The following is a 26,136-nucleotide window of genomic DNA, read 5'->3' on the forward strand; positions in this document are numbered from 1 at the left end:
CTCGGGTCGGTGGGACCCTCCGGCCTAGACGAACAGGTTCGCGCGCTCCAGGTCTTCTGCGAAATCGACCTCGACGGCGTAGAGATCGGAGATGTCCACGGGCTCACAGCGTAGTCCGTCGTGCTCGATCGCCAGTTCGATGCCGCGCTCGAAGTAGTCCTGCGCGTCGACGCGCTGGAGCTGGCGCGCGAGGACGGCCTTGTCGGCCTTGGAGACGTAGTTGATGCCGACCGCCTCGCCGAGGCCGCCCTCGACCTGCTTGGACAGCTGGGCGATGTAGCCCTCGGCGTCGGTCGTGTACTTGACCTCTTCGTCGGAGACCTTGGAGGTGTTGACCGTGACGAAGGAGCGGTCCTCGCGCACGAGGTGCGCCGCGCGCTTGAGGGCCTCGGGGTCGAAGACGACGTCGCCGTTCATCCACAGGACGCCGGCGGAGCCCGTGGCGCGCAGGGCGCGGAGCAGGCTCTTCGAGGTGTTGGTCTGGTCGTACTGCTCGTTGTAGACGAACGACGCGGAGGGGAAGGCCTCGACGATGTGCTCGAACTTGTAGCCGACCACGACGGTGACGCGCACGTCGCCGCCGAAGGCCTCCTCGATGTTGTCGAACTGCTGGCGCATGATGGTGCGGCCGTCGTGCAGCTCGGTCAGCGCCTTCGGCAGGGAGCGGCCGAGCCGGCTGCCGAGGCCGGCGGCCAGGATCACGATCTGAGTGCTCACGTCTGTCTCCTCTGGGGCGGGGCCAGGGGCCCGCGTTCTCGCCCCGCCGGTCACAGCGCCCGCCGAGCCCCGTGGAGCAGGGCGTCGGATCGCTGGAGCGCGTTCACGCGGACGTCACCGCGGAGCCTCGTTCTGGACACGTCGTCGTGCAGCGTCACGATACCCCGAACGGGGCGTTCACGGTAAGGTCCGCGCGGCATCCGTGTCCTGTTCGTGATGCCGCCCGCCCGTGCTCCGGGGCCTGCACGCCTTGGTACGGTGGTCCGGACGCTTCCGCGCGAGAGGGTCAGGGGAGGACGCCGTGCACGACGACGAGGACGACCGTCGGCCCGCGGACGCCGCCGACGCGACGAGCAGCGGCACCGACGAGGCGGTCAGGCAGGGGGACGACGTGCACGAGGACGACTCGACGACGAGCGTCGGCACGGACGTGCCGGCCACCGGGACCGGAGCCGGCGAGCCGTCCCCGAGGCCGGCCGCGACGGGTCCGCGCAGTGCGTCGGGGCGCGCCCGCAAGCCACCGCGCACGGCGGCCGAGCGCTCCGCCGCCGCCAAGAAGGCCGCCGCGACGCGCGCGGCCAACGCGCGCGCCCGGGCCGAGGCGGCGGCCGTGGCCGCCGCCGCCGCCCAGGCGGCGACCCCCACCGGGGAGTCCCCGGGCCGGGCGGTCGACGACGCCGTGGTCGAGGACGCCGACGGGAGCGCCGGCGGCCCCACGCCCGTGCCCGCGACATCCACGGACGACGACGCGGTCGAGTCCGCGGGGGCCGCCGCAGCCGAGCACGTCCTGCCCGACGCGCCCGCCGGGGCCGATCGAGCCGTTCCGGTGGAGCAGGCCGACGGGGCCGACCAGGTGGAGCAGGCCGACGGGGCCGACCAGGTGGAGCAGGCCGACGGGGCCGGTCATGGGGGAACGGCTGCCACGGGCGCCGACCGTGCTCCCACGGACGGCGCCGCCGTCGACCCGGTGCCCGCCGACGGCACCGCCGACGAGGACGATCCCGCGCGCGTCGGGTCCGCCGCCGAGCCCCTCCGGGGAGCACCAGCGGCCACGGTCCCCGCGACGACCGGGCCTGCGCGGAGCAGCGGCGGGCTCCTCCGCCGCGCCCGCGCCGCCGTCGACCGGGCGGTCGCGTCGTCGCGGGGCGCGGCCGCGGGCCCTCGACCGCTCGTGCAGCCCCCGCTCGCGAGCTCTGCCGACGGCCTGGGCGCCGCCGACCCGACGGACCGCCTGACCGACGTGGCGGCCGAGGTCGGCGAGGCCGGCGTCGCACCCGAGACCCGGGACGACCCCGACGTCGCCACCGAGGCACGGGCGGAGGCCGATGCGGACGTGCGCCCGAGCCCCGCCGCAGGAGGCGACGCACCGCCCGAGCCCGAGCCCGAGCCCGAGCCCGAGCCCGAGCCCGAGGCGGAGCCGGTGCCCGAGCCGGAGCCCGAGGCGGAGCCGGTGGCCGTGCCGGTGGCCGTCGCGCCTCCTGCCGTCGCGCCGCGCCCGGCGCCGCGTGCCCCCGCGATCGACGCCCCCGTCGTGCTCAGCATCGCGGGCCTCGTCAAGCGGTACGGCTCGACCACGGCCGTCGAGGGCGTCGACCTCGAGGTGCGGGCCGGGTCCTTCACGGGCATCGTCGGGCCCAACGGCGCCGGCAAGACGACGACGCTCTCCATCGTCACGGGGCTCCTGCGCCCCGACGCCGGCACGGTCACGGTGCTCGGTGCCGACGTGTGGGCCGATCCCGCCGCCGCGAAGCGGTCCCTCGGCGTGCTGCCGGACCGCCTGCGGCTGTTCGACCGGCTCACCGGTGCCCAGCTGCTCTACTACTCGGCGACCCTGCGCGGCCTCGACGGGGCCACGGCCCGCAAGCGCTCGAGCGACCTGGCGGTGGCCTTCGGCCTGCAGGACGCCCTCGGGCGCCTCGTGAGCGACTACTCCGTGGGCATGACCAAGAAGATCGCGCTCGCCGCCGCGATCATCCACTCGCCACGGGTCCTCGTGCTCGACGAGCCGTTCGAGTCCGTCGACCCGGTCTCGGCCGCGACCGTCACGGACGTCCTGCAGCGCTACGTCGCCGGTGGTGGCACGGTGCTGCTGTCCAGCCACAGCATGGACCTCGTCGAGCGGATCTGCGACAGCGTCGCGGTCATCGTCGACGGCCACGTCCTCGCCTCCGGCCCCGTCGACGAGGTGCGCGAGGGGCGCAGCCTCGAGGAGCGCTTCGTCGAGCTCGCGGGTGGCCGCGCCGTCACGGAGGGCATGGAATGGTTGCAGAACTTCTCCGACTGAGGCTGCACTCGCTCGCGAACGACGTGCGCACCGGGCCGCGACGCTGGGCCGGGTCGGTCACGGCGGCGCTGCTCGTGCTCGTCGCGTCCCTCGCGGTCGCCCTGCTCGTCAGCGGCCTCCGCGGCGCCGACCTCTCCGAGGTCAGCGCCCTCGTGGTCGGCGGCGGGTCGCTGCTGCTCCTCGGCTTCGCCGTGGTGCCGTTCGCCCGGGTGCGACCGGCCTGGAGCGATCCGCGCCGCCTGGCGACCCTCGGCGTGCCCGAGCGCCGGGCGGCCCTCGGCCTCGCGCTGGGCGGAGCGGTGGGGCTGCCCGCGCTCGCGCTCGTCGTGCTCTCGACCGGTTACGTCCGCGCCTGGGACGCGGGCTCGGGCGTCACGCTGCTCGCGGTGGTGGCCGCGGTCCTCGCCGGGGTGACGGCCCTGCTGCTCGCCCTCGTCGCCTCGGCCCTCGACGCCGTCGTGCTGACCACGCGCGCCGCCCGGCGCTCGCTCGTCGTCGGTGCCGTGGTGCTCGTCCTGCTGCTCGTGCCGCTCGTCGTCGACGGCGTGCGCACCGTCCTGCCCGGCGACCAGGGCTCGGGGGTGCTGGCCGGCGTGCTCGCGTGGACGCCCTTCGGTGCCGCCCTCGCGCTGCCCGGGCACGCCGCCGAGGGCGACGCCGCGCGCGTCGTCGCCGACGTGGTGATCGCGCTCGCGGGCATCGCCCTCCTCTGGTGGGCCTGGCGGCTCCTGGTGGCCCGGGCGTTCCTCGACGGGCCCGAGCCGGACGTGTCCGAGGAGCCCAGCGGGCTGGGGTGGTTCGAGTTCGTGCGGGCGACGCCGACCGGCGCCGTGGCGGCGCGCAGCCTGACGTATTGGCTGCGCGACGCCCGCTACCGCGTCTCGCTCGCGATCATCCCGTTCCTGCCGCTCCTCGTCCTGCCGCTCGGCGTCGCCGGGGTCAGCTGGCACTGGCTGGCGCTCGTCCCCGTGCCCGTCATGTGCCTGCTCCTGGGGTTCCTGCCGCACAACGACGTGGCCTACGACAGCACGGCGCTCTGGCTGCACGTGGTGGCCGACACATCGGGGCTGGCCGACCGCGTCGGTCGCCTCGTCCCGGCGCTGCTCCTCGGCGCGCCGATCGCGGTGCTCGGCTCTCTCGTCGCGACCTGGGTGCACGGCGACCGGGCCGTGCTCGGCAGCGAGCTGGGCGTCAGCGCGAGCCTGCTGCTCTGCGGCCTCGGTCTGTCGAGCATCGTCTCCGCGGCGCTGCCCTACGCCGCGGTGCGCCCGCACGACGATCCGTTCCAGCAGCCCCAGTCCACCGGATCGAGCGCGGGCTGGGCGCAGACGGCCATGGTCGGCGGCGCCCTGCTCCTCACGCTGCCCACGGCCTGGCCGGCCGCTCGACAGGTGCTGGGCCTCGACCCCGACGGCGCCAGCACGGCGCTCTGGACCGGCCTCGGCACGGGCGTCGTCGTGCTCGTGCTCGGAGTCCTGGTGGGGGCTCGCGTCTTCGCCCGGCGCGCGCCCGAGCTGCTCGCCTTCACGATGCGCTCCTGACCCCCTCGGCCGCGTCGCGTCCTGCTCGACGACGTACGATGGGCGCATGAACGACACGCAGACCGGCGGTGGCCTCGACGTCCTCGACCGCGAGCTGGAGAAGCTCCTCGAGGAGGAGGCCCTCGACCCGGGCGACCACGAGCGCTTCTCGCACTACGTGCAGAAGGACAAGATCATGCAGTCGGCGCTGAGCGGCAAGCCCGTCAAGGCGCTCTGCGGCAAGAAGTGGACACCGGGCCGCGACCCGGAGAAGTTCCCGGTGTGCCCGACCTGCAAGGAGATCTACGAGAAGATGCGCGACGAGTAGTCGCGCGCCCGCTCAGGCGTAGACCGTCGGCAGGACCGCCTCGCCGCGTCCGAGGCGGAACGCCTCGGGCGGCAGCTCGGCGATCGTGCGGGCGTGGTGCTCGCGGGCGAGGCGCGTGCCCCCGGGGCCCGTCCAGCGCTCGTCGACGACGCCGCCCGTGACGAGCGGCACCAGCAGGGCACGCTCGTCGTCGTCGGTGGCCTCCGTGCCGACCTTGATGCGCTCCTCCACCGCGACGCCGTCGCGGAGCACGCGCACGGGGTGCTTGCGGCCGCCGACGGTCGCCTTGTCGGCGGACGTCTTGGCGACGGAGAGCCACTCGCCGTCGTCCCCCCGGCGGGCGACCAGCTTGAAGACCATGCCGGCGGCGGGGTGGCCGGAGCCGGACACGACGCTCGTGCCCACCCCGTAGCCGTCGACGGGGGCGGCGCGCAGCGCGGCGATCGTGAACTCGTCGAGGTCGTTGGTGACCGTGATGCGGGTCCCCGTCGCGCCGAGCCGGTCGAGCTGCTCCCGGACCCGGGCGACGACGATCGGCAGGTCGCCGCTGTCGATGCGCACCGCGCCGAGCCCCGTGCCCGCCACCCGCACGGCGGTCTCGACCGCCTCGGCGATGTCGTACGTGTCGACGAGCAGCGTGGTGCCGCTCCCGAGCGTGGCGACCTGCGCCCGGAACGCGTCCTCCTCGCTGTCGTGCAGCAGGGTGAAGGCGTGGGCGGCCGTGCCCATCGTGGGGATGCCCCAGGTGCGGCCCGCCTCGAGGTTGCTCGTCGCGCCGAAGCCCGCGACGAAGGCCGCACGCGCGGCGGCGACCGCGCTGCGCTCGCCGGTCCGCCGCGACCCCATCTCGGCGAGCGGGCGTCCGTCGGCCGCCGAGACCATGCGCGCCGCCGCGCTGGCCACCGCGGAGTCGTGGTTGAAGACGCTGAGGGCGAGCGTCTCGAGCAGGACGCCCTCCGCGAAGCTCGACTCGACGACGAGCAGCGGCGAGCCGGGCAGGTACGGCTCGCCCTCGCGGTAGCCGCGGACGTCGCCGGAGAACCGGTAGTCGGCGAGCCAGTCGAGCGTGGGGCCGTCGACGACACGGTCCTCGCGCAGCCAGGCGAGCTCCTCGTCGCCGAAGCGGAAGTCGGTCAGGAGCTGCAGGAACCTCCCCGTGCCGGCGACGACGCCGAAGCGGCGCCCCTCGGGCAGACGTCGCGCGAACACCTCGAACACGCTGTCGCGCCCGGCGGTGCCGGACTTGAGGGCGGCCTCGAGCATGGTCAGCTCGTAGCGGTCGGTCAGGAGTGCGCTGCTCACGCGGCCAGCCTAGGGGCGCGTCGGCCCGGGCGGACGGCCTCCTGCCGCGTCGTCCGTCGGGCCACGGGCGCGCCGTGTGCGGCCGGTAGGCTGGGGCACCGTGACGGACGCACCCATCGGAGTCTTCGACAGCGGCGTCGGGGGGCTCACGGTGTCGCGGGCGATCATCGACCAGCTGCCCCGGGAGTCGATCCTCTACGTCGGCGACACGGCGCACTCGCCCTACGGGCCGAAGCCGATCGCGGCGGTGCGCGAGTACGCGCTGGCCGTCATGGACGACCTCGTCGCGCAGGGCGTCAAGCTGCTCGTGATCGCCTGCAACACCGCCTCGGCGGCGGTCCTCCGCGACGCCCGCGAGCGCTACACGCAGGGCAGCGGGATCCCCGTCGTCGAGGTGATCCAGCCCGCCGTGCGCGCCGCGGTGGGGCAGACCCGCACGGGTCGCGTGGGCGTCATCGGCACCGTGGGCACGATCCGCTCCCGCGCCTACGAGGACGCCTTCGCGGCGGCCCCCGGGCTCGAGCTCGTCACGCGGGCGTGCCCGCGCTTCGTCGAGTTCGTCGAGCGCGGCGACACCTCGAGCCCCGAGCTGCGCGCCGTGGCCGAGCAGTACCTGGCGCCGCTGCGCGAGGCGCGCGTCGACACGGTCGTGCTCGGCTGCACCCACTACCCGTTGCTCTCGGCGGCGATCCAGTACGTGATGGGCCAGGAGGTCCGGCTCGTCTCGAGCGCGGAGGAGACGGCGAGCGACGTCTACCGCACCCTCGTCGCGCACGGGCTCGAGGCCTCCGGTGCGGTGCCGCCCCGCTACGAGTTCGAGGCGACCTCGCCCGACCAGACCACCTTCCTGCGCCTCGCGAAGCGGTTCCTCGGACCGGAGGTGTCGCACGTCGGCCACCTCGCGACCGGGGCGATCCCGTTGCCCGGCCGCTGAGCGCCTCCTGCGCCCCGGCCCCCACGACCACCGACAGCCCCACCGAGAGAGAGCACCGATGACCGAACGCACCGACGGCCGCACCGCTGACCAGCTGCGCCCCGTGACCATCGAGAAGGGCTGGAGCACGCAGGCGGAGGGCAGCGCCCTCGTCTCCTTCGGCGACACCAAGGTGCTCTGCACCGCGTCGTTCACGAACGGCGTGCCGCGCTGGCTCACCGGCAAGGGCAAGGGCTGGGTGACGGCCGAGTACTCGATGCTCCCGCGCGCCACGAACAGCCGCAACGACCGCGAGAGCGTCAAGGGCAAGATCGGTGGGCGCACCCACGAGATCTCGCGCCTCATCGGGCGCAGCCTGCGGGCCGTCGTGGACACCAAGGCGCTCGGCGAGAACACGATCGTGCTCGACTGCGACGTGCTGCAGGCCGACGGCGGCACCCGCACGGCGGCCATCACGGGCGCGTTCGTCGCCCTCGCCCAGTCGATCGAGTGGGGCCGCGAGCACCGCTTCGTCGGGCAGAAGGCCAGCCCGCTCAAGGACTCGGTCTCGGCCGTGTCGGTGGGCATCGTCGACGGCGTGCCGCTGCTCGACCTCGCCTACGTCGAGGACGTCCGCGCCGAGACCGACATGAACGTCGTCGTCACGGGCGACGGCCGCTTCGTCGAGGTGCAGGGCACGGCCGAGGGCGCCCCCTTCGACCGCGCCGAGCTGGACTCCCTGCTCGACCTGGCGCTCGCGGGCGCCGTCGACCTCAGCCGCATCCAGCGCGAGGTGCTCGAGTCGTGACCCGGGTCGTCATCGCCACCCACAACCAGGGCAAGGTGGCCGAGCTGCGCGCGATCCTCGGCGAGACCGCGCCCGGCGTCGAGCTCGTCGGGTACGACGGGCCGGAGCCCGTCGAGGACGGCGCGACCTTCGCCGAGAACGCGCTCATCAAGGCCCGCGCGGCCGCCGAGCACACGGGGCTCCCGGCGCTCGCCGACGACAGCGGGATCAGCGTCGACGCCCTCGGTGGTGCGCCCGGCATCCACTCGGCGCGGTACGCCGGGACGCGCGACGACGACGACAACATCGACCTGCTGCTGGCGAACCTCGAGGGCGCCGACGACCGTGCCGCGCACTTCAGCTGCGCGGCGGCGCTCGTCGTGCCGGGCACCGACGGCGCTCCGTCCGTCGAGCACGTCGAGCACGGCGAGTGGCCGGGCGCCGTGCTCGAGCGGCGCACGGGCACGGGCGGGCACGGCTACGACCCGGTCTTCCGGGGCGAGGGCGACGACCGCAGCGCGGCCGAGCTGAGCCCGGCCGAGAAGAACGCCCGCAGCCACCGCTCGCGCGCGTTCCGGGCGATCGCGCCGGTCGTGGCCCGGCTGGCGGGCTGAACTCGACGGGGCGGGCCGGTGGCGGGCCTCCTGACGGAGGCGCGGTGCGGGAGAAGGGACTCGAACCCTCACGCTCTCGGAGCACAGGAACCTAAATCCTGCGTGTCTGCCAGTTCCACCACTCCCGCGGCACGACGAGTGTAGCGAGCAGGGGCGGATCAGGTGAGGTCGTCGCTGGCCGGCGGCGGGTCCGCCTCCGGTCGGGGGCGGTGCCGTGGCACGTACCGTGGCACGTAGCGCAGCAGCACGCCCGCACCGACGAGCCCGAGCACGCCCATCGCGGCGCTCGCGACCGAGATCGACGCGACGGCGGTGAGCCCGGACACGAGCAGGGGCGCGGCGGCGCTGCCGGCGTCGCCGGTGAAGCGCCAGGCCCCGAGGAAGGGCGCGGGGTCGCGCGGGTCGGCGAGGTCGGCGCCGAGGGTCATGAGGATCCCGCTGCCGATGCCGTTCGCGAGGCTCATCGCGAGCGCGACGACGACGAACAGCTGCACGCGGGCGTCGGCGTCGTGCGTGACCGAGAGCGCGAGGTACGAGGCCGACAGCCCGAGCATGCAGGGGAGCGCGCTGGCGAGGCGTCCCCAGCGGTCCATGATCTGGCCGCTCGTGTAGAAGAGCGCGAAGTCGACCGCGCCCGCGATGCCGATGATCAGCGCGGTCGTCGAGTCGCCGAGCCCGATGCTCACGGCCCAGAGCGGCAGCATCACCTGGCGACCGGAGCGCATCGCACCGATGAGCGCGGCCCCGCTGCCGAGCTTGACGAGCACGCCGCGGTTCGCCCAGAGGGTCGGGAACAGCCCGCGCACGGCCCGCTCGGCCTGCTCGCCCGCGCTCGCCGTGGCGGTGGCGGTCGCGGGGGACGACGGCCGGAGGCCCGCCCCGGTCCCGGCGGTCGCGGCCGGGTCGCGCACCACGAGCAGCACGGCCGCGGCACCGAGGCAGGCGACGACGTGCACGACGAACGCCGACTGGGCCGTGCCCGTGAGGTGGATGACGCCCGCGGCGATCAGCGGACCCACGAAGGCGCCCAGGCGGAAGACGCCGCCGAGCGAGCTCAGCGCCCTGGCGCGGATGGCCAACGGCACGTGGGTCGTCATGAAGGCGTGCCGCGCGAGGGCGAAGACCGCGGTCGAGAGGCCGATCACGAAGACGCCGATCGCGAGCACCCACGTGGTGGGGGCGAGGAGGCAGGTGACGAGGCCGACGATGCTGGCCAGGGCCGCGCCGATCATGCCCGTGCGCTCGCCGATGCGGGCCACGAGCCAGCCGCTCGGCACGTCGCCGACGAGCTCGCCGACGAGGATCAGCGCGGCCACGAAGCCCGCCAGCGGGAGGGAGGCGCCGAGGCGGTCGGCGACGACCGGGATCACCGGGATGATCGCGCCCTCGCCGATGGCGAAGAGCGCGGCCGGCAGGAAGGCCGAGAGGGCCACGGACCGGAAGCTGAAGGCGGGCTGGTCCGAGGTCATGACGGGACAACGCTACGCCCTGCGGGGGTCGACCTACACTGGACGGATGAAGGTCCTGGCAGCGATGAGCGGTGGCGTCGACTCGGCGGTCGCCGCGGCACGGGCGGTCGAGGCCGGCCACGACGTGGTCGGCGTGCACCTCGCCCTGAGCCGGATGCCCGGCACCCTCCGCACGGGCAGCCGGGGCTGCTGCACCGTGGAGGACGCCATGGACGCCCGCCGGGCCGCCGACCTGATCGGCATCCCGTTCTACGTCTGGGACTTCTCGGAGCGCTTCGCCCTCGACGTCGTCGACGACTTCGTCGCCGAGTACGCGGCGGGTCGCACCCCCAACCCCTGCATGCGCTGCAACGAGCGCATCAAGTTCGCGGCGCTGCTCGAGAAGGCGCTGGCCCTCGGCTTCGACGCGGTGTGCACCGGGCACTACGCCGACATCGTCACCACCGCGGAGGGCGACCGCGAGCTGCACCGGGCGTCGGCCTGGGCGAAGGACCAGTCCTACGTGCTCGGCGTCCTCACGGCCGAGCAGCTGGCGCACGCTGTGTTCCCGCTCGGGGCGACGCCGTCGAAGGCGGAGGTGCGCGCCGAGGCCGCCGAGCGCGGCTTCAGCGTCGCGTCGAAGCCCGACAGCCACGACATCTGCTTCATCCCCGACGGCGACACCCGCGGCTGGCTCGCCGAGCGCGTCGGCAGCGCTCCGGGCGACGTGGTCGAGCGCGACGGCTCGGTCGTCGGGCAGCACGACGGCGCCCACGCCTACACCGTGGGCCAGCGCCGCGGCCTCTCCCTCGGGCGCCCGGCCCCGGACGGCCGCCCGCGCTTCGTGCTCGAGGTGCGGCCGGTGTCGAACACGGTCGTCGTCGGGCCCAAGGAGGCCCTGGCGGTGGGCGAGATCGCCGGGACCTCCTTCACCTGGGCGGGACGGCCTCCTGCCGACCCGACCGAGGCCTTCGACTGCGACGTGCAGATCCGCGCGCACGCCGACCCGGTCCCCGCGGTGGCCCGCGTGTCGGCGGCTGAGGGTAAGAACGAACTCGTGATCACCCCTCGGACCCCCCTCGACGGCGTCGCCCCCGGGCAGACGGCCGTGGTCTACGTCGGCACGCGAGTGCTCGGCCAGTGCACCATCGACCGCACGGTGAGCGCCGTGCCCGTCCCCGCCTAGGCCCGCCGTGAGCGACGCCGGGACCGGGCCCGTGCCCGACGACCTCGCCACCGCCCGCGACGAGGCCGAGGCGCTGACCGCGCGCGTGCTGCAGCTGCGCGACGAGTACTACGGCGCCTCGGCGTCGACCGTCAGCGACGCCGAGTACGACGCCCTGGTGCGCCGGCTCGACGCGATCGAGCGGCGGCACCCGGAGCTGCAGAAGCCCGACAGCCCGACGCAGACCGTGGGCGGCCGCGCCGAGACGACGCAGTTCGCGCCCGTCGAGCACGCCGAGCGCATGCTCAGCCTCGACAACGTCTTCGACGACGACGAGCTCGCGGAGTGGGCCGCGAAGGTCGAGCGCGACGCCGGCAGCGAGCGCGTGCGGTTCCTCACCGAGCTCAAGATCGACGGCCTGGCCATCGACCTGCGCTACGAGCACGGTCGCCTCGTCACGGCGGCGACGCGCGGCGACGGCGTCGTGGGGGAGGACGTCACCGGCAACGTGCTCGCGATGGGCACGATCCCCGAGCGCCTCTCCGGCGAGGGCCACCCGGCGCTCGTCGAGGTCCGCGGCGAGATCTTCTTCCCCGTGGCCGAGTTCGACGAGCTCAACGCGCGCCAGCGCGACGCCGGCGAGCGCGTCTTCGCCAACCCCCGCAATGCCGCCGCCGGCAGCCTCCGCCAGAAGGAGGAGGGCAAGTCGCCCGAGAAGCGGGCGCTGATGCACGACCGGCTGCGCCGGCTGCGCATGCTCGTGCACGGCATCGGGGCGTGGCCGGTGCGCGAGCTCCAGCGCGACGCGGGCGTGCACGCCCAGTCCGAGGTCTACGACCTGCTCGCCGGGTGGGGGCTGCCGACCTCGAGCCACTACCGGGTCTTCGACACGATCGCCGAGGTCCAGGACTTCATCCGTCGCTACGGGGAGCGACGCGCGAGCGTCGAGCACCAGATCGACGGCATCGTGGTCAAGGTCGACGACCTCGGCCTGCACGAGGAGCTGGGGTCCACCTCCCGGGCGCCCCGGTGGGCCACGGCCTTCAAGTACCCGCCCGAAGAGGTGCACACCGAGCTGCTCGACATCGTCGTGAGCGTCGGTCGCACGGGCCGGGCCACGCCCTTCGCGGTCATGCAGAAGGTGGAGGTCGCCGGCAGCGAGGTGCGGCAGGCGACCCTGCACAACCAGCAGGTCGTCAAGGCCAAGGGGGTGCTCATCGGCGACACGGTCGTGCTGCGCAAGGCCGGCGACGTGATCCCCGAGGTGCTCGGCCCGGTCGTCGAGCTCCGCGACGGCACCGAGCGCGAGTTCGTCATGCCCACCGACTGCCCCGAGTGCGGCACGCCGCTGCGGCCCGCGAAGGAGGGCGACGTCGACCTGCGCTGCCCCAACGCCGAGAGCTGCCCCGCGCAGGTGCGCGGCCGGGTCGAGCACATCGCGTCGCGCGGTTCGCTCGACATCGAGGGCCTGGGCGAGGTCGCGGCGGCGGCGCTCACGCAGCCGCTCGTGCCCGAGGCGCCCCCGCTGCGCACCGAGGCGGGTCTCTTCGACCTCACGATGCAGGACATCGTCGGCATCGAGGTGGTCGTGCGCGACGCCGAGACCGGCATGGTCCGGCTCACCGACGACGGCCAGCCCAAGCGCGTCACGCCGTTCAGCCGGGCGCGCAAGAAGACCGATCCGCCCTTCGACCCCGGGGCGCGCGGCGCCGACCACCGGGGCGAGCCCGGCCGGTACCCCTCCAAGAACGCGTTCGAGATGCTGGCCAACATCGACGCCGCGAAGCAGAGCCCCCTCTGGCGGATCCTCGTCGGCCTCAGCATCCGGCACGTCGGCCCGGTGGCCGCCCGGGCGCTCGCCGACTGGTTCGGCTCGCTCGACGCCATCCGTGCCGCGAGCCGTGACGAGCTCGCCGCGGTCGACGGCGTGGGCGGCATCATCGCCGACGCCCTCCTGGCCTGGTTCGAGGTCGACTGGCACCGCGAGATCCTCGATCGTTGGACCGCCGCGGGCGTGCGGTTCACGACCCCCGACCACCCCGGTCCCGGGGCCGCCGCCGCAGCGGGCGGCGTGCTCAGCGGCCTCACGGTCGTCGCGACGGGTTCGCTCGAGGGCTTCACCCGCGAGGGAGCACAAGAGGCGATCCTCGCCGCGGGCGGCAAGGCCGGCAACAGCGTGAGCAAGAAGACCCACTACGTCGCGGCGGGGCCGGGCGCGGGGTCGAAGCTCGCCAAGGCCGAGCAGCTGGGCGTGCGCGTCATCGACGCGGCCCAGTTCGCCCTGCTCGTCACGGAGGGTCCGTCGGCGATCGAGCCCGGACCCGCCGATGCCGCCGATGCCGCCGATGCCGCCGACGCGGCCGATGCCGCCGACACGGCTGACGCCGCCGGCACCGAGGCCGACCCCGCCGATGCCGCCGAGGCCGGCAGCGAGAGCCCGTCCGCGAGCTGAGGCGCCGGCACACGGGGTGCCCCGCTCCTCGCCCTGGCATGTCGGCCGTCTCGCCTCCTAGCATGTGAGGACGTGTCGACACCGCCAGTAGGGAGGCGGTGGCCGAGCACGTGCTGAAGGGGAAGACCCGACGTGCTGTTGCTGACCGTTGCAGCCGTCCTGTCCACCTCGGCCCAGATCGTGGGCCTCGGCGGACAGGTCGGAACGGACCCGCCCCCACCTCCGTCGACCGTCGCGGTCGTCGAGCAGGCCCCGTGGCGGGCGTTCGACGACCCTCCTGCCGGGGCTCCGCGCACGCGCCCGCCCACGTCGCCGGGGGCGCTGGCCGCCTGCGACGAGGTCGTGGACGAGGGGACGGGCGCCTCCCGCTGCCTGGGGGCGTTGGGCTCGGCACCGCCCGCAGCCGTGCACGGGGCGCCCGCTGCCGTCGACGACACGGGGGAGGCCGCGGCGTCGCTGGCGGCGGCCCTGGCCCCTCGGCTCGACGCGCGGCGCACCGAGGCGTGGTGGGACGCCCTGCCGCCCGACCGGCGCGACCTGCTCGTCGACGCCCTCCCGGGCGTGGTCGGCAACCTCGAGGGGCTGCCCTACGCGGACCGCGCCGCGGCCAACGAACGGCAGCTGGCCTCGGTGCTGGGAGCGACCGCCGCGCGTCTCGGCACCGACCGCGAGCGCGACGACGACGCCGCCCGGCTCGCGATGCTGCAGCAGGTGCTCCGGGCGGTGCAGGACCGCTCGTCGGGCTGGGCCGACCGGAGCCTGGTCGCGTTCGACCCCGTGCTCCCGGGCCGCGCGGCGGTGTCGGTCGGGGACCTCGACGCGGCCGAGGACGTGACCGTCCTCGTGCCCGGCATGCTGTTCACGGTCACGGGCCAGCTCGTCGACTGGTCCGAGACGGCGGGCCACGTGCAGCAGGAGGAGGCGACCTGGGTTCAGCGCCTCGACCCGGGGGACGGACCCGGCGCCGGGACGGCGGTCGTCGCCTGGATGGGCTACCGCACGCCCGACCTCACCAACTTCGCGACGCTCGACCTGGCCCGCACGGGCGCGGGGCAGCTGGAGGACGCCCTGCTCGGCCTCGACGCGTCGCGGGCCGACGCCCCCGCCCGCGTGACGGTCGTCGCCCACTCGTACGGCTCGACGACGTCGACGCTCGCGCTGTCGTCGGGCCGCATCGCGGTCGACTCGCTCGTCGTGCTCGGCTCTCCGGGCAGCGTCGTGGGCCGGGCCTCGGACCTGGCGGTGCGCCACGCCGACGTCTACGCGGCCGCGGGCAGCTTCGACCCCGTGGCCGGCTCGGCCTTCTTCGGCGCCGACCCGGCGGTGGCGGCCTTCGGCGGCGTCGTGCTGCACACGGGGGGCACGGTGGACCCCGTCACGCGGGTCCGCCTCGGCGCCGCCCTGGGCCACAACGACTACCTGCTCCCGGGCACCGAGACGGTGCGCGACATCGCCCTCGTGGCGCTCGGCAGGGGCGACCTCGTGGGGCGCCCGTCGACGGCGCCGACGGGACCGGACCAGCCCCGGCCCGGTCCGCCCGGGCTGACGCTCGTGCGCCCCCAGGAGCTCTGGCCGCGGGACTGACGCGCACGCGTCGGGCCCCCGTGCCGTCGCCGCCCCGTAAGATCGACCGGTACCCCGAGCCCTACCGTGACGGAGCCCCATGTCTGAGATCACGCGTGAGCAGGTCGAGCACCTCGCCGGCCTCGCCCGCATCGCCCTGACCCCCGACGAGATCGAGAGGCTCACCGGCGAGCTCGTCCAGATCGTCGACAGCGTCGCGAAGGTCTCTGCCGTCGCGACCGACGACGTCCCGGCGACCAGCCACCCGATCCCGCTCGAGAACGTCACGCGCCCCGACGTGCCCGGCGAGACGCTCACCGCGGAGCAGGCCCTCTCGGGCGCTCCCGACCACGACGGCTCGCGCTTCCGCGTGACCGCGATCCTCGGAGAGGAGCAGTGACCGTGACCGACTCCCTCATCAGGTCGACCGCCGCCCAGCTCGGCGAGGCCCTCGCCGCGCGCGAGGTCTCGAGCGTCGAGGTGACGCAGGCGCACCTCGACCGCATCGCCGCCGTCGACGGCGACGTGCGCGCGTTCCTCCACGTCGACGCCACGGCGCTCGAGACCGCGGCGGACGTCGACCGCCGCCGTGCCGCGGGCGAGCCGCTCGGGCCGCTCGCGGGCGTGCCGATCGCCCTCAAGGACGTCCTCTGCACGGTCGGCATGCCGTCGACCTCGGGCAGCAAGATCCTCGAGGGCTGGGTGCCGCCGTACGACGCGACGGTCGTCGCCAAGCTCAAGGCCGCGCACCTCGTGCCCCTGGGCAAGACCAACATGGACGAGTTCGCGATGGGCTCGTCGACGGAGTACTCGGCCTACGGCCCGACGCACAACCCCTGGAGCCTCGACCGGATCCCCGGCGGTTCGGGCGGCGGTTCGGCCGCGGCCGTGGCGGCCTACGAGGCCCCGATCGCCCTCGGCAGCGACACCGGCGGCTCGATCCGGCAGCCCGGGGCCGTGACGGGCACCGTCGGCGTGAAGCCGACCTACGGCGGCGTGAGCCGCTACGGCGCGATCGCCCTGGCCAGCTCCCTCGACCAGATCGGTCCGGTGAGCCGCACGGTGCTCGACAGCGCGCTCGTGCACGACGTCATCGGCGGGCACGACCCCCGCGACTCCACCTCGCTGCGCGACGAGTGGCCGTCCTTCGCCGACGCGGCGCGCCGCGGCATGGCCGGAGGCGCGCTCCAGGGCGTGCGCGTCGGCGTCGTCCGCGAGATCGCCGGCGGCGACGGCTTCCAGGAGGGCGTCCGCACGCGCTTCACGGAGGCCCTCGAGCTCCTGGCGGCGGCCGGTGCGGAGATCGTCGAGGTCTCGGCGCCGAGCTTCGAGCACGCGATCAGCGCCTACTACCTGATCCTCCCGGCCGAGGCGTCGAGCAACCTCGCGAAGTTCGACAGCGTCCGCTTCGGCCTCCGCGTCGTGCCCGACGGGCGCAGCACGGTCGAGGACGTCATGGCGGCGACCCGCGAGGCCGGGTTCGGTCCCGAGGTGAAGCGCCGCATCGTGCTCGGCACGTACGCGCTCAGCGCCGGCTACTACGACGCCTACTACGGCAGTGCCCAGAAGGTGCGCACGCTCGTGCAGCGCGACTTCGCCGCGGCGTTCGAGCAGGTGGACGTGCTCGTCTCGCCGTCGGCGCCGACGACGGCCTTCCCGATCGGCGAGAAGGTCGACGACCCGCTGTCGATGTACCTCAACGACCTGACGACGATCCCCGCCAACCTCGCGGGCGTGCCCGGCATCACGGTGCCCATGGGCCTCGCGCCCGAGGACGGCCTGCCGACGGGGCTGCAGTTCATGGCGCCCGCCCGCCAGGACGCCCGCCTCTACGAGTACGGCGCGGCGCTCGAGCAGCTGCTCGAGCAGCGCTGGGGCCACACCCTGATCTCCAGGGCGCCCGACCTGACCGCCACCGAACAGCACGCCGCGACCGAGGGAGCAGTCTGATGGCCCGCGCAGACCTCATGGACTTCGACGAGGCGCTCCGCCGCTACGAGCCGGTGCTCGGCTTCGAGGTGCACGTCGAGCTCGGCACCGCGACGAAGATGTTCAGCGACGCGCCGAACGCCTTCGGCGGCGCGCCGAACACGAACGTCACGCCGGTCGACCTGGGCCTGCCCGGCTCGCTGCCGGTCGTCAACGAGCAGGCGGTGACGTACTCGATCAGCCTCGGCCTCGCGCTCGGCTGCTCGATCGCCGAGAGCAGCCGCTTCGCCCGGAAGAACTACTTCTACCCGGACAACCCGAAGAACTACCAGATCAGCCAGTTCGACGAGCCGATCGCCTTCGAGGGCTCGGTCGAGGTCGAGCTCGCCGACGGCACGCTCTTCACGGTGCCCATCGAGCGGGCGCACATGGAGGAGGACGCCGGCAAGCTCACGCACGTCGGCGGCAGCACGGGCCGGATCCAGGGCGCCGAGTACTCCCTGGTGGACTACAACCGTGCCGGGATCCCGCTGGTCGAGATCGTCACGAAGCCGATCTTCGGGGCCGAGCACCGCGCCCCCGAGCTGGGTGCGGCGTACGTCTCGACGATCCGCGACATCGTCCGCGCCCTCGGCGTCAGCGAGGCGCGCATGGAGCGCGGCAACCTGCGCTGCGACGCCAACGTCTCGCTGCGCCCCCGCGGCCAGGAGGCCCTGGGCACGCGCACGGAGACGAAGAACGTCAACTCGTTCCGCTCCGTCGAGCGGGCCGTCCGGTACGAGATCCAGCGCCAGGCCGCGGTCCTCGCCGCGGGCGGCACGATCACGCAGGAGACGCGCCACTGGCACGAGGACACCGGGCGCACGTCGGCCGGTCGCCCCAAGAGCGACGCCGACGACTACCGCTACTTCCCGGAGCCCGACCTGCTGCCCGTCGTGCCCTCCCGCGAGCTCGTCGAGGAGCTCCGGCTCGCCCTGCCGGAGGCCCCGGTCGCACGTCGCCGCCGGCTCAAGGCGGAGTGGGGCTTCACCGACCTCGAGTTCCAGGACGTCGTCAACGGCGGCCTGCTCACCGAGATCGTCGACACCGTGTCCGCGGGGGCGTCCCCGCAGGCCGCACGCAAGTGGTGGACGGGCGAGATCGCCCGTCTCGCCAACGCGGGCGGGGTCGAGCCGTCGTCGCTCGTGTCGCCGCTCCACGTGAGCGAGATCGTGGCGCTCGTCGAGTCGGGCGACCTCACCGACCGGCTGGCCCGCCAGGTGCTCGAGGGCGTCGTCGCGGGCGAGGGCTCGCCCGTCGAGGTCGTCGAGGCGCGCGGCCTGAAGGTCGTCTCCGACGACGGCGCGCTGGTCGAGGCGATCGACGCGGCGCTGGCCCAGCAGCCCGACGTCCTCGCGAAGATCCGCGACGGCAAGGTCCAGGCGGCCGGTGCCGTCATCGGTGCGGTCATGAAGGCCATGAAGGGCCAGGCCGACGCCGCGCGCGTGCGCGAGCTCGTCCTCGAGCGCGCCCAGGCCTGACCGGAGCCGGACCACGACCACCCGACCCGGCGCGCGCCTCCTGGGCACGCTGCGCTCGGCCCGCCCCGCCGGGGCGGGCCTGCTGGCCGTGCTCGTCGCCCTGCTCGCGGCCCGGTCGACGCTGCCGCGGCGCGTGGTGCTGGTCCAGCTGGCCGAGTCGGGCGGCAGCGGCCTCGCCGCGAGCCGGTCGGACCTCCTGCTCGTGGCCGGTCTCGTCGTGGTGGGGCTCGCGATCGCGTGGGTCGTGGCCGCGGCCGCCGTGCTGCTGACGCCGGCCCGCCACGTGTGGGTGCCCCACGCGGCGCACTGGAAGGTGCCGTCGCGACGGCCGGTCCTGCGCGCGCGACTGCTGCACCACGTCTCGCTCGGCGTCGCCGTGGTCTGGTGGTCGCTCGCCCTGCAGCTCGTCGCGACGGTCCTCGCCCAGCGGGGCGGGCCGCTGGCCGCCTGGTGGGTCCCGGCCGCGATCTCGGCCGTCACGGTGCTCGTGCTGGTCGGCGGCGGGCTCCTCCTGCTGACGAGGTGGACGCCGCCGGCGCGGAGCGCGGCGGACCCGGTCGCCCGACGGACCCCCGCGACCCGGGGCGTGCGCGACGTCGGGGGCGACGCCCGAGTGCCGCCGCCGGCGCGGTCCCGGACGACCCCCGTGCCGCCGCGCCCCCCGGCGGCGGAGCGGCCGGCCCGTCCCGCGCGGGCGACCGGAGCCCGGGACACCAGCTCGTGGAACCCGCAGGGGACGACACGGGGCGACGCCGCCGCGGGGCGCGCGACGGCCCGCGGGGCCCGCTCCACCGGGACCGCGGGGGGCCCCGCACGAGGCACGGGGGAGCAGGGTGCGGGACGACCGGCACGGCCCTACCAGCCGGTGCCCAAGCGGCCCGGAGCCACCGGGGGCACCAGCAGGGGGACGGACGGGAGGACACCACGTGGATGACGACAGGTACGGACGGGACGTGCTCGCGTCGGGCTGGCGCCAGGCGGGGCGCCCCGAGCCGACGCCGACGGACCTCGTGCTCGACCTGGTGCTCGAGGACGCGGCATCGGGCTTCACGGGGGCCGTGGTGCGCCTCGAGGCCGGGACGCTCGAGCTCGAGGACTGGAAGGGCCGCGTGCGGACCTTCCCCGTGACGGGGTCGTTCCTCGTCGACGGGCAGCCCGTCCGCCTGCAGCGGCCCGCGGTGCGCCAGGGGCGGGCCCGCACGGCGTCGGGCTCGTTCGCCGTCGAGGGGCAGACGGCCCGCGTGGCCCGGCAGAGCCGCATCTTCGTCGAGGGCCGGCACGACGCCGAGCTCGTGGAGAAGGTCTGGGGCGCCGACCTCCGGGTGGAGGGCGTCGTCGTCGAGTACCTCGAGGGCGTGGACCACCTCACCGAGGTGCTGCGCGACTTCCGGCCCGGCAGCGACCGGCGCGTCGGCGTGCTCGTCGACCACCTCGTCCCGGGCTCGAAGGAGAGCCGCGTCGCCGAGCAGGTCGCCCGCAGCCCGCTCGGGCAGCACGTGCTCGTCGTGGGCCACCCCTACGTCGACGTCTGGCAGTCGGTGAAGCCCGGTCGCCTCGGGCTCGAGCGCTGGCCCGTCGTGCCGCGCAGCGTGGAGTGGAAGCACGGCATCTGCGACGCGCTCGGCTGGCCGCACGAGGACCAGGCCGACATCGCGCGGGCCTGGCAGCGCATCCTGTCGCGCGTGCGCACCTACGCCGACCTCGAGCCGGCCCTGCTCGGCCGGGTCGAGGAGCTCATCGACTTCGTCACCACGGCCTGAGCGGGGCGACGGCTCGCCCCGTGCGCGCCGCGCCCGTCGGGCGCGTCGGCCGTACAGTCGGTGCATGGCCGATGAGATCGAGGGGCGCGTCCGCGACGCCGTCGACGCCTGGCTGCGCTGGTTGCCCCGCTGGACCATCGGGACCTCCCGTGCCCGCACCCGCGTGTGCCGCGTCTGCTTCGGCTCGCCGGTCGCCACCGCCGCGGGCTTCGACCACGAGGTCCCGCACGCGGTGCAGCACGCCCTGCTCAACCGGCTCCGCGTCGTCGTCGACGACGCCGTCGACGTGTACACGACGCGCAACCTGCCGCTCGTCGACCGCGAGCTGCGCCGCGCCGAGCGACCGGGCGACCAGGGCTACCAGCCGCAGGAGGGCCTGGCGCTCGAGTTCCAGGGGCTCGACCTCGATCCCGAGCCCGAGCCGGACCAACCGTTCCTGTTCACCCTCGCGGAGCTGACGGGAGCGCCGACGGGCGAGGCGGCCGAGCCGCCGCCGCTCCCGCCGCCCGCCCCGACCGAGTACAGCGACGAGGCGAAGGCAGCCCTGCGGCGCGAGCTCGAGCTCGCCGACGAGCACGCCCGGAGCGTCGGCACCGCCGTCTGCTTCGCCCTGCTCGAGCAGCGCGAGCGCATCGCCGACGCCGTCGAGCGGCTCGTCGAGCCCCAGGTCGAGGCGCTCCTCGCCGAGCTGTCGCAGACCCTCGACGTGCCGGGGGCGCCGTGAGGACCCGCGGCGTCCCCCTCGCGGTCGACCTGGCCGCCGTGCTGCTCTTCGTGGTCGTGGGGCGGCGCAGCCACGACGAGGGCCAGGCCCTGCTCGGCCTGCTGACCACCCTCTGGCCGTTCGCGCTCGGTGCCCTGGCCGGCCACGGCCTCCTGCTCGCCCTGCGACGCCGCGCGTCCGCACCGACCTCGGGGCTCGTCGTCTGGCCCGTGACCGTCGGGATCGGCATGCTGCTGCGCGTCGCGAGCGACCAGGGCGTGCAGGCGAGCTTCGTCGTCGTGGCGACGGTCGTGCTCGGGGTGCTGCTGCTGCTGGGCTGGCGGTCCGTGGCGCACGTCGTGCGGCGCCGCCGGAGGAGCCGCTAGCGGCCCTGGCCCGACCCGGACCCGGGGGTGGGCTCGTCGGTGAGGACGAGCCCGCTGCTGCTGTTCGACGACGCCGTCAGCTCGCCGAGCCACTCGCGGTTCAGCGCGGGGACCCGGTCGCCCTCGTAGTCGAACCAGAGCGGGATCGCGGGGTCGAGCCAGATGCTGCTGCGGCCGCCCCCACCGTCGCCCGTGCCCCGCCACGAGAAGAAGAACGACTCGCGACGACGCAGCTTCGTGGCGATCACCACCTGCAGGTGCTCGAGCGTGCGGTCGTCGAAGTGGACCTCGGTGCCCGAGGTGCCGTACGTGAGCGAGCCCATGCGTTCCTGTCTCCTGTGCCCCGGCGGGGGGCGGACGTGCTGGTCCGACCGTACTCCCCGGCACGGGACCGCGTCGGATCGGCGGGCACCGCTCCGGGCTCCGCCCCAGGAGCACCTGCCACCCTGGGCCTGCCGATCCGAGCCGATCGCCGCCGACGACCCGGCGGCGGCACCCGTACCGACCACAGGGACCCCATGAGCGCCGCCCCCGACCTCCTCCTCCTCGCCGCGAGCAGCAGCCCGACCGACGAGGGAGGCCTCGTCGGGATCGCCGCGCGCGTCATCGCCGCCCTCGGGGAGTGGGGCGTGGGCCTGCTCACCTTCGTCGAGACCGTGTTCCCACCGATCCCCAGCGAGGTCGTGCTGCCGCTCGCGGGCGTCCTGGCCGGCACGGGCGACCTCGACCTCGTGCTGCTCGTCGTGCTCAGCACGGTCGGCGCGTACCTCGGCGCGCTGGTGCTCTACGGCCTGGGCGCCTGGGCGGGGCTCGAGCGCAGCATCGGCTGGCTGGCGCGGCTGCCCCTCGTCGACCGGGAGGACTTCGAGCGGGCCGCGGGCTGGTTCTCGCGGCACGGGCGCGGTGCGGTCTTCTTCGGTCGCTTCATCCCCGGGGTGAGGAGCCTCATCTCGCTGCCGGCCGGCGCGGAGCGGATGCCGCTGTTCGCGTTCTCGGTCTTCACGATCGTCGGGAGCGGGCTCTGGAACGGCCTGCTCATCTCGGCGGGCGCCCTGCTCGGCAGCCAGTACCACCTCGTCGACCAGTGGTCGGGGTACCTCGACTACGTCGTGTACGCAGCGTTCGCGGGGGTCCTCGCAGCCCTCGTCGTGCGCCGCCTCCGTCGACGGCGACGCGACCGCGGCACGACGGCCTGAGTCCCGCGGGGAGCAGCCCACGGTCCGCCCGCCCCCACGGGCGACCCGCCCCGTCCGTCCCGCAGGGCCGGGGCGTCTCGGAGGCGACGCCCGGCCCCCGCCCAGGCGCGGCCTCCTGCCCGTGCCTACGCTCGGGGGTCACACCACCGAGCGACGGGACGACAGCATGGGATTCTTGGACAGGCTCCTCGGACGCGAGCCGGCCGGCCCCCAGGGCGGCCAGCAGCAGCCCTACGGGCAGCAGCAGTACGGCCAGCAGCAGTACGGCCAGCAGCAGCCCTACGGGCAGCAGCAGTACGGGCAGCAGCCGTCGGCCCGGCAGGCCCCCGCGTCGCCGCGGTCGGAGGACGAGATCGCGGTCGAGCGGTACCGCTACCTGCTGCGCACGGCTCCGCCGGAGGCCATCGAGCAGGTGCACGCCGAGGCGTTCGGCCGGCTCACCCCCGAGCAGCGGCGCCTGGTGTTCGACCAGCTCAGTGCCGACGCGCCGCAGGGCGAGGCGCCGCGGGGCGACGACCCGGCGTCGCTCGCGCAGGCGGCGACGCGGTCGGAGTTGCGGCAGCCGGGCACGCTCGAGCGGACGCTCGGCCCGCAGCAGGGCGGCGCGTCGCAGGGCGACCCCCAGCAGGGCGGCCGACGCCAGGGGCCCGGCCTGGGCTCGATGATCGGCGGCAGCCTGTTGGGCACGGTGGCCGGGTACGTCATCGGCTCGGCGATCGTGGGGTCGTTCTTGCCTCCCGTCGACGGCACGGCCGACGGCGGTGCCGAGGGCGACGCCGGCGACGGCTCGGCGGACGCGGCCGGGGACGACCCCTCGCTCGCGGGGGGCGAGGGCGACCCGGCCGGCGACGCCGGCGGGTGGGGCGACGGCGGGGGCGGCTCCGGCGACGGTGGGTGGGGCGGCGACGGTGGCGGCTTCGGCGACGGCTTCGGCGGCGGCGATCTCGGCGGCTTCGACATCTGACGTCACCAGGGGCCGCGGACTACCGTGGCCCTCCCACGACCGTACGAGACGGGCCGCCCTCACGGAGCCGTCAGCGAGGAGCAGCATGAGCACGTCCAAGATCGCCGTCGTCACCGGTGGCACCGCCGGCCTGGGCCGGGCCGCCGTCCGAGAGCTGGCCGACCGCGGCTGGGACGTCGCGATCCTCGCCCGGGGCGAGGACGGCCTGGCCGGCGCGACCCTCGACGTCACCGACCGGGGGCGTCGTGCGCTCCCGATCCCGACGGACGTCGCCGACCGGGAGCAGGTCGAGGCAGCGGCCGATCGCGTCGAGCGCGAGTGGGGCCCCATCGACCTGTGGGTCAACGACGCCATGGTCGGCGTCTTCGGGGAGTTCCTCGAGACCCGCCCCGAGGACTTCGAGCGGGCCACGCACGTCAACTACTTCGGCTTCGTGAACGGCACGCGGGCGGCCCTCAGCCGCATGGTGCCCCGCGACCGCGGGCACGTGATCCAGGTCGGCTCGGCCCTCGCGCACCGGGGGATCCCGCTCCAGGCCTCGTACTGCGGCGCGAAGCACGCCGTGCAGGGCTTCACGGAGTCGGTGACCAGCGAGCTGATCCACAACGGGAGCAACGTCAGGATCAGCACCGTCGACATGCCCGCCCTCAACACCATCCAGTTCAACTGGGTGCGCTCCCGGTTGCCGCACCACCCCAAGCCGGTGCCGCCGATCTACCAGCCCGAGGTGGGCGCGCGCGCCATCGCGGACGTCGCGGACCGCCCTCGCCGCCGCAACTGGATCGGGGAGCCCACGGTCAAGACGGTGCTCGGCAACCGCTTCGTCGCGGGGTTCCTCGACAGCTACCTCGCCAAGGCCGCGTACTCGGGGCAGCAGGCGCCCGAGAAGAGCGAGCCCATGCTGCCCGACAACCTCTACGAGCCCGTGGCGGGCGACCACGGCGCGCACGGCATCTTCGACGACCAGGCCCGCACGACCTCGCCGCAGATCTGGTACACCCGGCACCGCCGTCTGAGCTACGCCGCAGCGGCAGGAGGCGTCGCGGCCTCCGTCGCGACCGTCGCCACCCTGCTGGGTCGGGGACGCCGGGCGTGAGCCGCGTCGACGCCGCGGTCGTCGGGGCCGGTCCGAACGGCCTCGCCGCGGCGGTCGTGATCGCCCGTGCCGGGCTGTCGGTGCGCCTCCTGGAGCGTGCGCCGACGATCGGCGGCGGTGCCCGGACGCAGGAGCTCACGGTGCCCGGGTTCCGGCACGACGTCTGCTCGGCCGTGCACCCCATGGCGTTGGCCTCCGGCTTCTTCCGCCGCTGGGGACTCGAGGAGCGCGTCGAGATGCTCGTGCCCGAGATCTCGTACGGCCACCCGATCGACGGCGGGACGGCGGGCATCGCGCACCGCGACCTCGAGCGCACGGTGGACGGCCTCGGCGTCGACGGGCCGACCTGGCGCCGACTGTTCTCGCGCCTCGTCGACCTCGAGCACGAGCTGTCGCAGTTCACGCTGTCGCCGATCCTGCAGGTGCCCCGCCACCCGCGGGCGATCGTCGAGTTCGGCCTGAGGATCCTGCACCAGGGCGGGCCGTGGTGGGACGCCGGCCTGCGCACGCCGGAGGCGAGGGCCCTCCTGGCCGGGGTCATGGCGCACGCGATCCGACCGATGCCGAGCCTGTCCGCGTCGGCCGCGGGCCTCGCGCTGGCGGTGCACGGGCACGGCTACGGCTGGGCGGTGCCCCGCGGGGGCAGCCAGTCCATCGTCGACGCCCTGGCGGACGACCTGCGCGCGCACGGCGGCACCATCGAGACCGACCACGAGGTCACGTCCCTCGACGAGCTCGACGCGCGCGTGACGCTGCTCGACGTCACGCCCCGGCAGCTCGTGGCGATCGCGGGCGACCGCATGCCCGACGGCTACCGTCGTCGCCTCGAGCGGTTCCGGTACGGCGGGGGAGCGGCGAAGGTCGACTTCGCCCTGAGCGGCCCGGTGCCGTGGACCGTCGAGGAGCTGCGGCGCACGCCCACCGTGCACCTGGGCGGCACGCGCGAGGACATCGCGCGGGCCGAGCACGCCGTGGCCCGGGGCGTGCAGCCCGAGTCGCCGTTCGTGCTGGCCGTGCAGCCCGGCGTCGTCGACGACTCGCGGGCACCGGCCGGGCAGCACGTGCTCTGGACCTACGCGCACGTGCCGAACGGCAGCACGGTCGACATGACCGAGGCGATCACGCAGCAGCTCGAGCGCTTCGCCCCGGGGTTCCGCGACCTCGTCCTCGCCTCGAGCAGCCGGTCGGCCGACGACCTCGAGACGTACAGCCCGAACTACATCGGCGGCGACATCGCGTCGGGCGCCCCGTCGATGAAGCAGCTGATCGCGCGTCCGGTGCTGTCGACGGACCCGTGGCGCACGCCCGTGGACGGCGTGTACCTCGCGTCGTCGTCGGTGCCGCCCGGGCCGAGCGTCCACGGCCTCGGCGGGGCCTACGCGGCCCGCAGCGCCCTCCGGCACGAGTTCGGCATCGACCGCCTGCCCGACCTGTCACCCGGGGCCGCGCGACCGTCGAGCAGGTGACGCGGGTTCGCGCGGAGCCCTCC

24 protein-coding genes and 1 tRNA gene are annotated in these 26,136 nt (G+C 74.9%); 20 read left to right on the top strand and 5 right to left on the bottom strand.

The genetic code is table 11. The features are described from left to right. Window positions 1-24: 24 nt before the first annotated feature. Window positions 25-717, bottom strand: coding sequence for a phosphocholine cytidylyltransferase family protein (locus ACYVHQ_RS00700; RefSeq protein WP_460509966.1), 693 nt, complete (start codon window positions 715-717; stop codon window positions 25-27). A gap of 301 nt (window positions 718-1,018) precedes the next feature. Here ACYVHQ_RS00700 and ACYVHQ_RS00705 point away from each other — a divergent pair, with 301 nt between their 5' ends. From ACYVHQ_RS00705 to ACYVHQ_RS00715, 3 genes are read left to right on the top strand one after another with little or no spacing between them, the layout of a single operon-like run. Then, window positions 1,019-3,001 (top strand): ABC transporter ATP-binding protein, encoded by a 1,983-nt coding sequence (locus tag ACYVHQ_RS00705; RefSeq protein WP_460509968.1) that lies wholly within the window; start codon window positions 1,019-1,021, stop codon window positions 2,999-3,001. Next, window positions 2,977-4,542 (top strand): ABC transporter permease, encoded by a 1,566-nt coding sequence (locus ACYVHQ_RS00710; protein WP_460509970.1) that lies wholly within the window; start codon window positions 2,977-2,979, stop codon window positions 4,540-4,542. The genes ACYVHQ_RS00705 and ACYVHQ_RS00710 overlap by 25 nt, the downstream gene beginning before the upstream one ends. A gap of 46 nt (window positions 4,543-4,588) precedes the next feature. Next, window positions 4,589-4,849: a DUF3039 domain-containing protein gene (locus tag ACYVHQ_RS00715; RefSeq protein WP_460509972.1), complete on the top strand. Its 261-nt coding sequence runs from the start codon at window positions 4,589-4,591 to the stop codon at window positions 4,847-4,849. Window positions 4,850-4,861: 12 nt separating this feature from the next. Here ACYVHQ_RS00715 and ACYVHQ_RS00720 read toward each other — a convergent pair whose 3' ends face one another. Further along, complete coding sequence (locus ACYVHQ_RS00720; protein ID WP_460509974.1) at window positions 4,862-6,151, bottom strand: nicotinate phosphoribosyltransferase; 1,290 nt, start codon at window positions 6,149-6,151, stop codon at window positions 4,862-4,864. Between the two features lie 100 nt (window positions 6,152-6,251). On the opposite strand from ACYVHQ_RS00720, the gene murI reads away from it, so the two are divergent. From murI to rdgB, 3 genes are read left to right on the top strand one after another with little or no spacing between them, the layout of a single operon-like run. Further along, the gene (gene murI, locus ACYVHQ_RS00725) at window positions 6,252-7,085 is read left to right on the top strand and encodes a glutamate racemase (protein ID WP_460509976.1); all 834 of its coding nucleotides are present in this window, start codon (window positions 6,252-6,254) and stop codon (window positions 7,083-7,085) included. A 58-nt stretch (window positions 7,086-7,143) separates the two neighbouring features. After that, window positions 7,144-7,872 (top strand): ribonuclease PH, encoded by a 729-nt coding sequence (gene rph / locus ACYVHQ_RS00730; RefSeq protein WP_460509978.1) that lies wholly within the window; start codon window positions 7,144-7,146, stop codon window positions 7,870-7,872. Continuing rightward, on the top strand, window positions 7,869-8,465 hold the full coding sequence (rdgB, locus tag ACYVHQ_RS00735) for an RdgB/HAM1 family non-canonical purine NTP pyrophosphatase (protein WP_460509980.1): 597 nt from the start codon (window positions 7,869-7,871) through the stop codon (window positions 8,463-8,465). The genes rph and rdgB overlap by 4 nt, the downstream gene beginning before the upstream one ends. A 45-nt stretch (window positions 8,466-8,510) precedes the next feature. Here rdgB and ACYVHQ_RS00740 read toward each other — a convergent pair. Both ACYVHQ_RS00740 and ACYVHQ_RS00745 read right to left on the bottom strand, forming a co-directional pair. Continuing rightward, a tRNA-Leu gene (locus tag ACYVHQ_RS00740) sits at window positions 8,511-8,593 on the bottom strand. Window positions 8,594-8,623: 30 nt separating this feature from the next. Next, on the bottom strand, window positions 8,624-9,934 hold the full coding sequence (locus tag ACYVHQ_RS00745) for an MFS transporter (RefSeq protein WP_460509982.1): 1,311 nt from the start codon (window positions 9,932-9,934) through the stop codon (window positions 8,624-8,626). Between the two features lie 46 nt (window positions 9,935-9,980). Here ACYVHQ_RS00745 and mnmA point away from each other — a divergent pair, with 46 nt between their 5' ends. From mnmA to ACYVHQ_RS00795, 10 genes are all read left to right on the top strand, one after another. Next, window positions 9,981-11,099 carry a tRNA 2-thiouridine(34) synthase MnmA gene (mnmA, locus tag ACYVHQ_RS00750; protein ID WP_460509984.1) on the top strand — a complete coding sequence of 373 codons (1,119 nt, stop codon included), beginning with the start codon at window positions 9,981-9,983 and terminating at the stop codon, window positions 11,097-11,099. Window positions 11,100-11,106: 7 nt separating this feature from the next. Then, on the top strand, window positions 11,107-13,530 hold the full coding sequence (gene ligA / locus ACYVHQ_RS00755) for an NAD-dependent DNA ligase LigA (protein ID WP_460509986.1): 2,424 nt from the start codon (window positions 11,107-11,109) through the stop codon (window positions 13,528-13,530). A gap of 132 nt (window positions 13,531-13,662) precedes the next feature. Further along, a complete protein-coding gene (locus tag ACYVHQ_RS00760; protein WP_460509988.1) occupies window positions 13,663-15,114 on the top strand; it encodes an alpha/beta hydrolase in 1,452 nt (483 codons plus the stop codon). Window positions 15,115-15,193: 79 nt separating this feature from the next. Further along, window positions 15,194-15,493 (top strand): Asp-tRNA(Asn)/Glu-tRNA(Gln) amidotransferase subunit GatC, encoded by a 300-nt coding sequence (gatC, locus tag ACYVHQ_RS00765; protein ID WP_460509990.1) that lies wholly within the window; start codon window positions 15,194-15,196, stop codon window positions 15,491-15,493. A 2-nt stretch (window positions 15,494-15,495) separates the two neighbouring features. After that, complete coding sequence (gene gatA / locus ACYVHQ_RS00770) at window positions 15,496-17,043, top strand: Asp-tRNA(Asn)/Glu-tRNA(Gln) amidotransferase subunit GatA (protein ID WP_460509992.1); 1,548 nt, start codon at window positions 15,496-15,498, stop codon at window positions 17,041-17,043. After that, window positions 17,043-18,542, top strand: a complete 1,500-nt coding sequence (gene gatB, locus ACYVHQ_RS00775) for an Asp-tRNA(Asn)/Glu-tRNA(Gln) amidotransferase subunit GatB (RefSeq protein WP_460509994.1) — start codon at window positions 17,043-17,045, stop codon at window positions 18,540-18,542. The genes gatA and gatB overlap by 1 nt, the downstream gene beginning before the upstream one ends. A gap of 88 nt (window positions 18,543-18,630) precedes the next feature. Continuing rightward, window positions 18,631-19,476, top strand: coding sequence for a hypothetical protein (locus tag ACYVHQ_RS00780; RefSeq protein ID WP_460509996.1), 846 nt, complete (start codon window positions 18,631-18,633; stop codon window positions 19,474-19,476). After that, a complete protein-coding gene (locus ACYVHQ_RS00785) occupies window positions 19,469-20,302 on the top strand; it encodes a DUF3097 domain-containing protein (RefSeq protein ID WP_460509998.1) in 834 nt (277 codons plus the stop codon). Before ACYVHQ_RS00780 ends, ACYVHQ_RS00785 begins: the two co-directional genes overlap by 8 nt. A gap of 64 nt (window positions 20,303-20,366) precedes the next feature. Continuing rightward, the gene (locus tag ACYVHQ_RS00790; RefSeq protein WP_460510000.1) at window positions 20,367-21,026 is read left to right on the top strand and encodes a spermidine/putrescine ABC transporter substrate-binding protein; all 660 of its coding nucleotides are present in this window, start codon (window positions 20,367-20,369) and stop codon (window positions 21,024-21,026) included. Continuing rightward, window positions 21,023-21,391 (top strand): DUF3054 domain-containing protein, encoded by a 369-nt coding sequence (locus ACYVHQ_RS00795; protein ID WP_460510001.1) that lies wholly within the window; start codon window positions 21,023-21,025, stop codon window positions 21,389-21,391. Before ACYVHQ_RS00790 ends, ACYVHQ_RS00795 begins: the two co-directional genes overlap by 4 nt. Here ACYVHQ_RS00795 and ACYVHQ_RS00800 read toward each other — a convergent pair. Continuing rightward, entirely contained in the window at window positions 21,388-21,714 is a 327-nt protein-coding gene (locus ACYVHQ_RS00800; protein ID WP_460510003.1) for a DUF7882 family protein, read from the bottom strand. The two genes, ACYVHQ_RS00795 and ACYVHQ_RS00800, sit on opposite strands and share 4 nt — an antisense overlap. Before the next feature lie 195 nt (window positions 21,715-21,909). Between ACYVHQ_RS00800 and ACYVHQ_RS00805 the strand changes: the two genes are divergently transcribed. The 4 genes from ACYVHQ_RS00805 (at window position 21,910) to ACYVHQ_RS00820 (ending at window position 26,113) form a co-directional block, all read left to right on the top strand. Further along, window positions 21,910-22,587, top strand: coding sequence for a DedA family protein (locus ACYVHQ_RS00805; protein WP_460510005.1), 678 nt, complete (start codon window positions 21,910-21,912; stop codon window positions 22,585-22,587). 166 nt (window positions 22,588-22,753) lie between these two features. After that, window positions 22,754-23,551, top strand: coding sequence for a hypothetical protein (locus ACYVHQ_RS00810; RefSeq protein WP_460510007.1), 798 nt, complete (start codon window positions 22,754-22,756; stop codon window positions 23,549-23,551). Window positions 23,552-23,636: 85 nt separating this feature from the next. Beyond that, window positions 23,637-24,647, top strand: coding sequence for an SDR family oxidoreductase (locus tag ACYVHQ_RS00815; RefSeq protein WP_460510009.1), 1,011 nt, complete (start codon window positions 23,637-23,639; stop codon window positions 24,645-24,647). Next, complete coding sequence (locus ACYVHQ_RS00820; RefSeq protein ID WP_460510011.1) at window positions 24,644-26,113, top strand: phytoene desaturase family protein; 1,470 nt, start codon at window positions 24,644-24,646, stop codon at window positions 26,111-26,113. Before ACYVHQ_RS00815 ends, ACYVHQ_RS00820 begins: the two co-directional genes overlap by 4 nt. The last annotated feature ends 23 nt before the right edge of the window (window positions 26,114-26,136 follow it).

The sequence above is a fragment of the Frigoribacterium salinisoli genome, from assembly GCF_054781095.1.

Coding starts and splice junctions, on each gene's coding strand:
- gatB (WP_460509994.1), top strand. CDS start 17,043: ATGGCCCGCGCAGACCTCATGGACTTCGACGAGGCGCTCCGCCGCTAC.
- mnmA (WP_460509984.1), top strand. CDS start 9,981: ATGAAGGTCCTGGCAGCGATGAGCGGTGGCGTCGACTCGGCGGTCGCC.
- ACYVHQ_RS00805 (WP_460510005.1), top strand. CDS start 21,910: ATGAGCGCCGCCCCCGACCTCCTCCTCCTCGCCGCGAGCAGCAGCCCG.
- rph (WP_460509978.1), top strand. CDS start 7,144: ATGACCGAACGCACCGACGGCCGCACCGCTGACCAGCTGCGCCCCGTG.
- ACYVHQ_RS00815 (WP_460510009.1), top strand. CDS start 23,637: ATGAGCACGTCCAAGATCGCCGTCGTCACCGGTGGCACCGCCGGCCTG.
- ACYVHQ_RS00710 (WP_460509970.1), top strand. CDS start 2,977: ATGGTTGCAGAACTTCTCCGACTGAGGCTGCACTCGCTCGCGAACGAC.
- ACYVHQ_RS00745 (WP_460509982.1), bottom strand. CDS start 9,934: ATGACCTCGGACCAGCCCGCCTTCAGCTTCCGGTCCGTGGCCCTCTCG.
- ACYVHQ_RS00800 (WP_460510003.1), bottom strand. CDS start 21,714: ATGGGCTCGCTCACGTACGGCACCTCGGGCACCGAGGTCCACTTCGAC.
- ACYVHQ_RS00810 (WP_460510007.1), top strand. CDS start 22,754: ATGGGATTCTTGGACAGGCTCCTCGGACGCGAGCCGGCCGGCCCCCAG.
- ACYVHQ_RS00790 (WP_460510000.1), top strand. CDS start 20,367: ATGGCCGATGAGATCGAGGGGCGCGTCCGCGACGCCGTCGACGCCTGG.
- gatC (WP_460509990.1), top strand. CDS start 15,194: ATGTCTGAGATCACGCGTGAGCAGGTCGAGCACCTCGCCGGCCTCGCC.
- ACYVHQ_RS00715 (WP_460509972.1), top strand. CDS start 4,589: ATGAACGACACGCAGACCGGCGGTGGCCTCGACGTCCTCGACCGCGAG.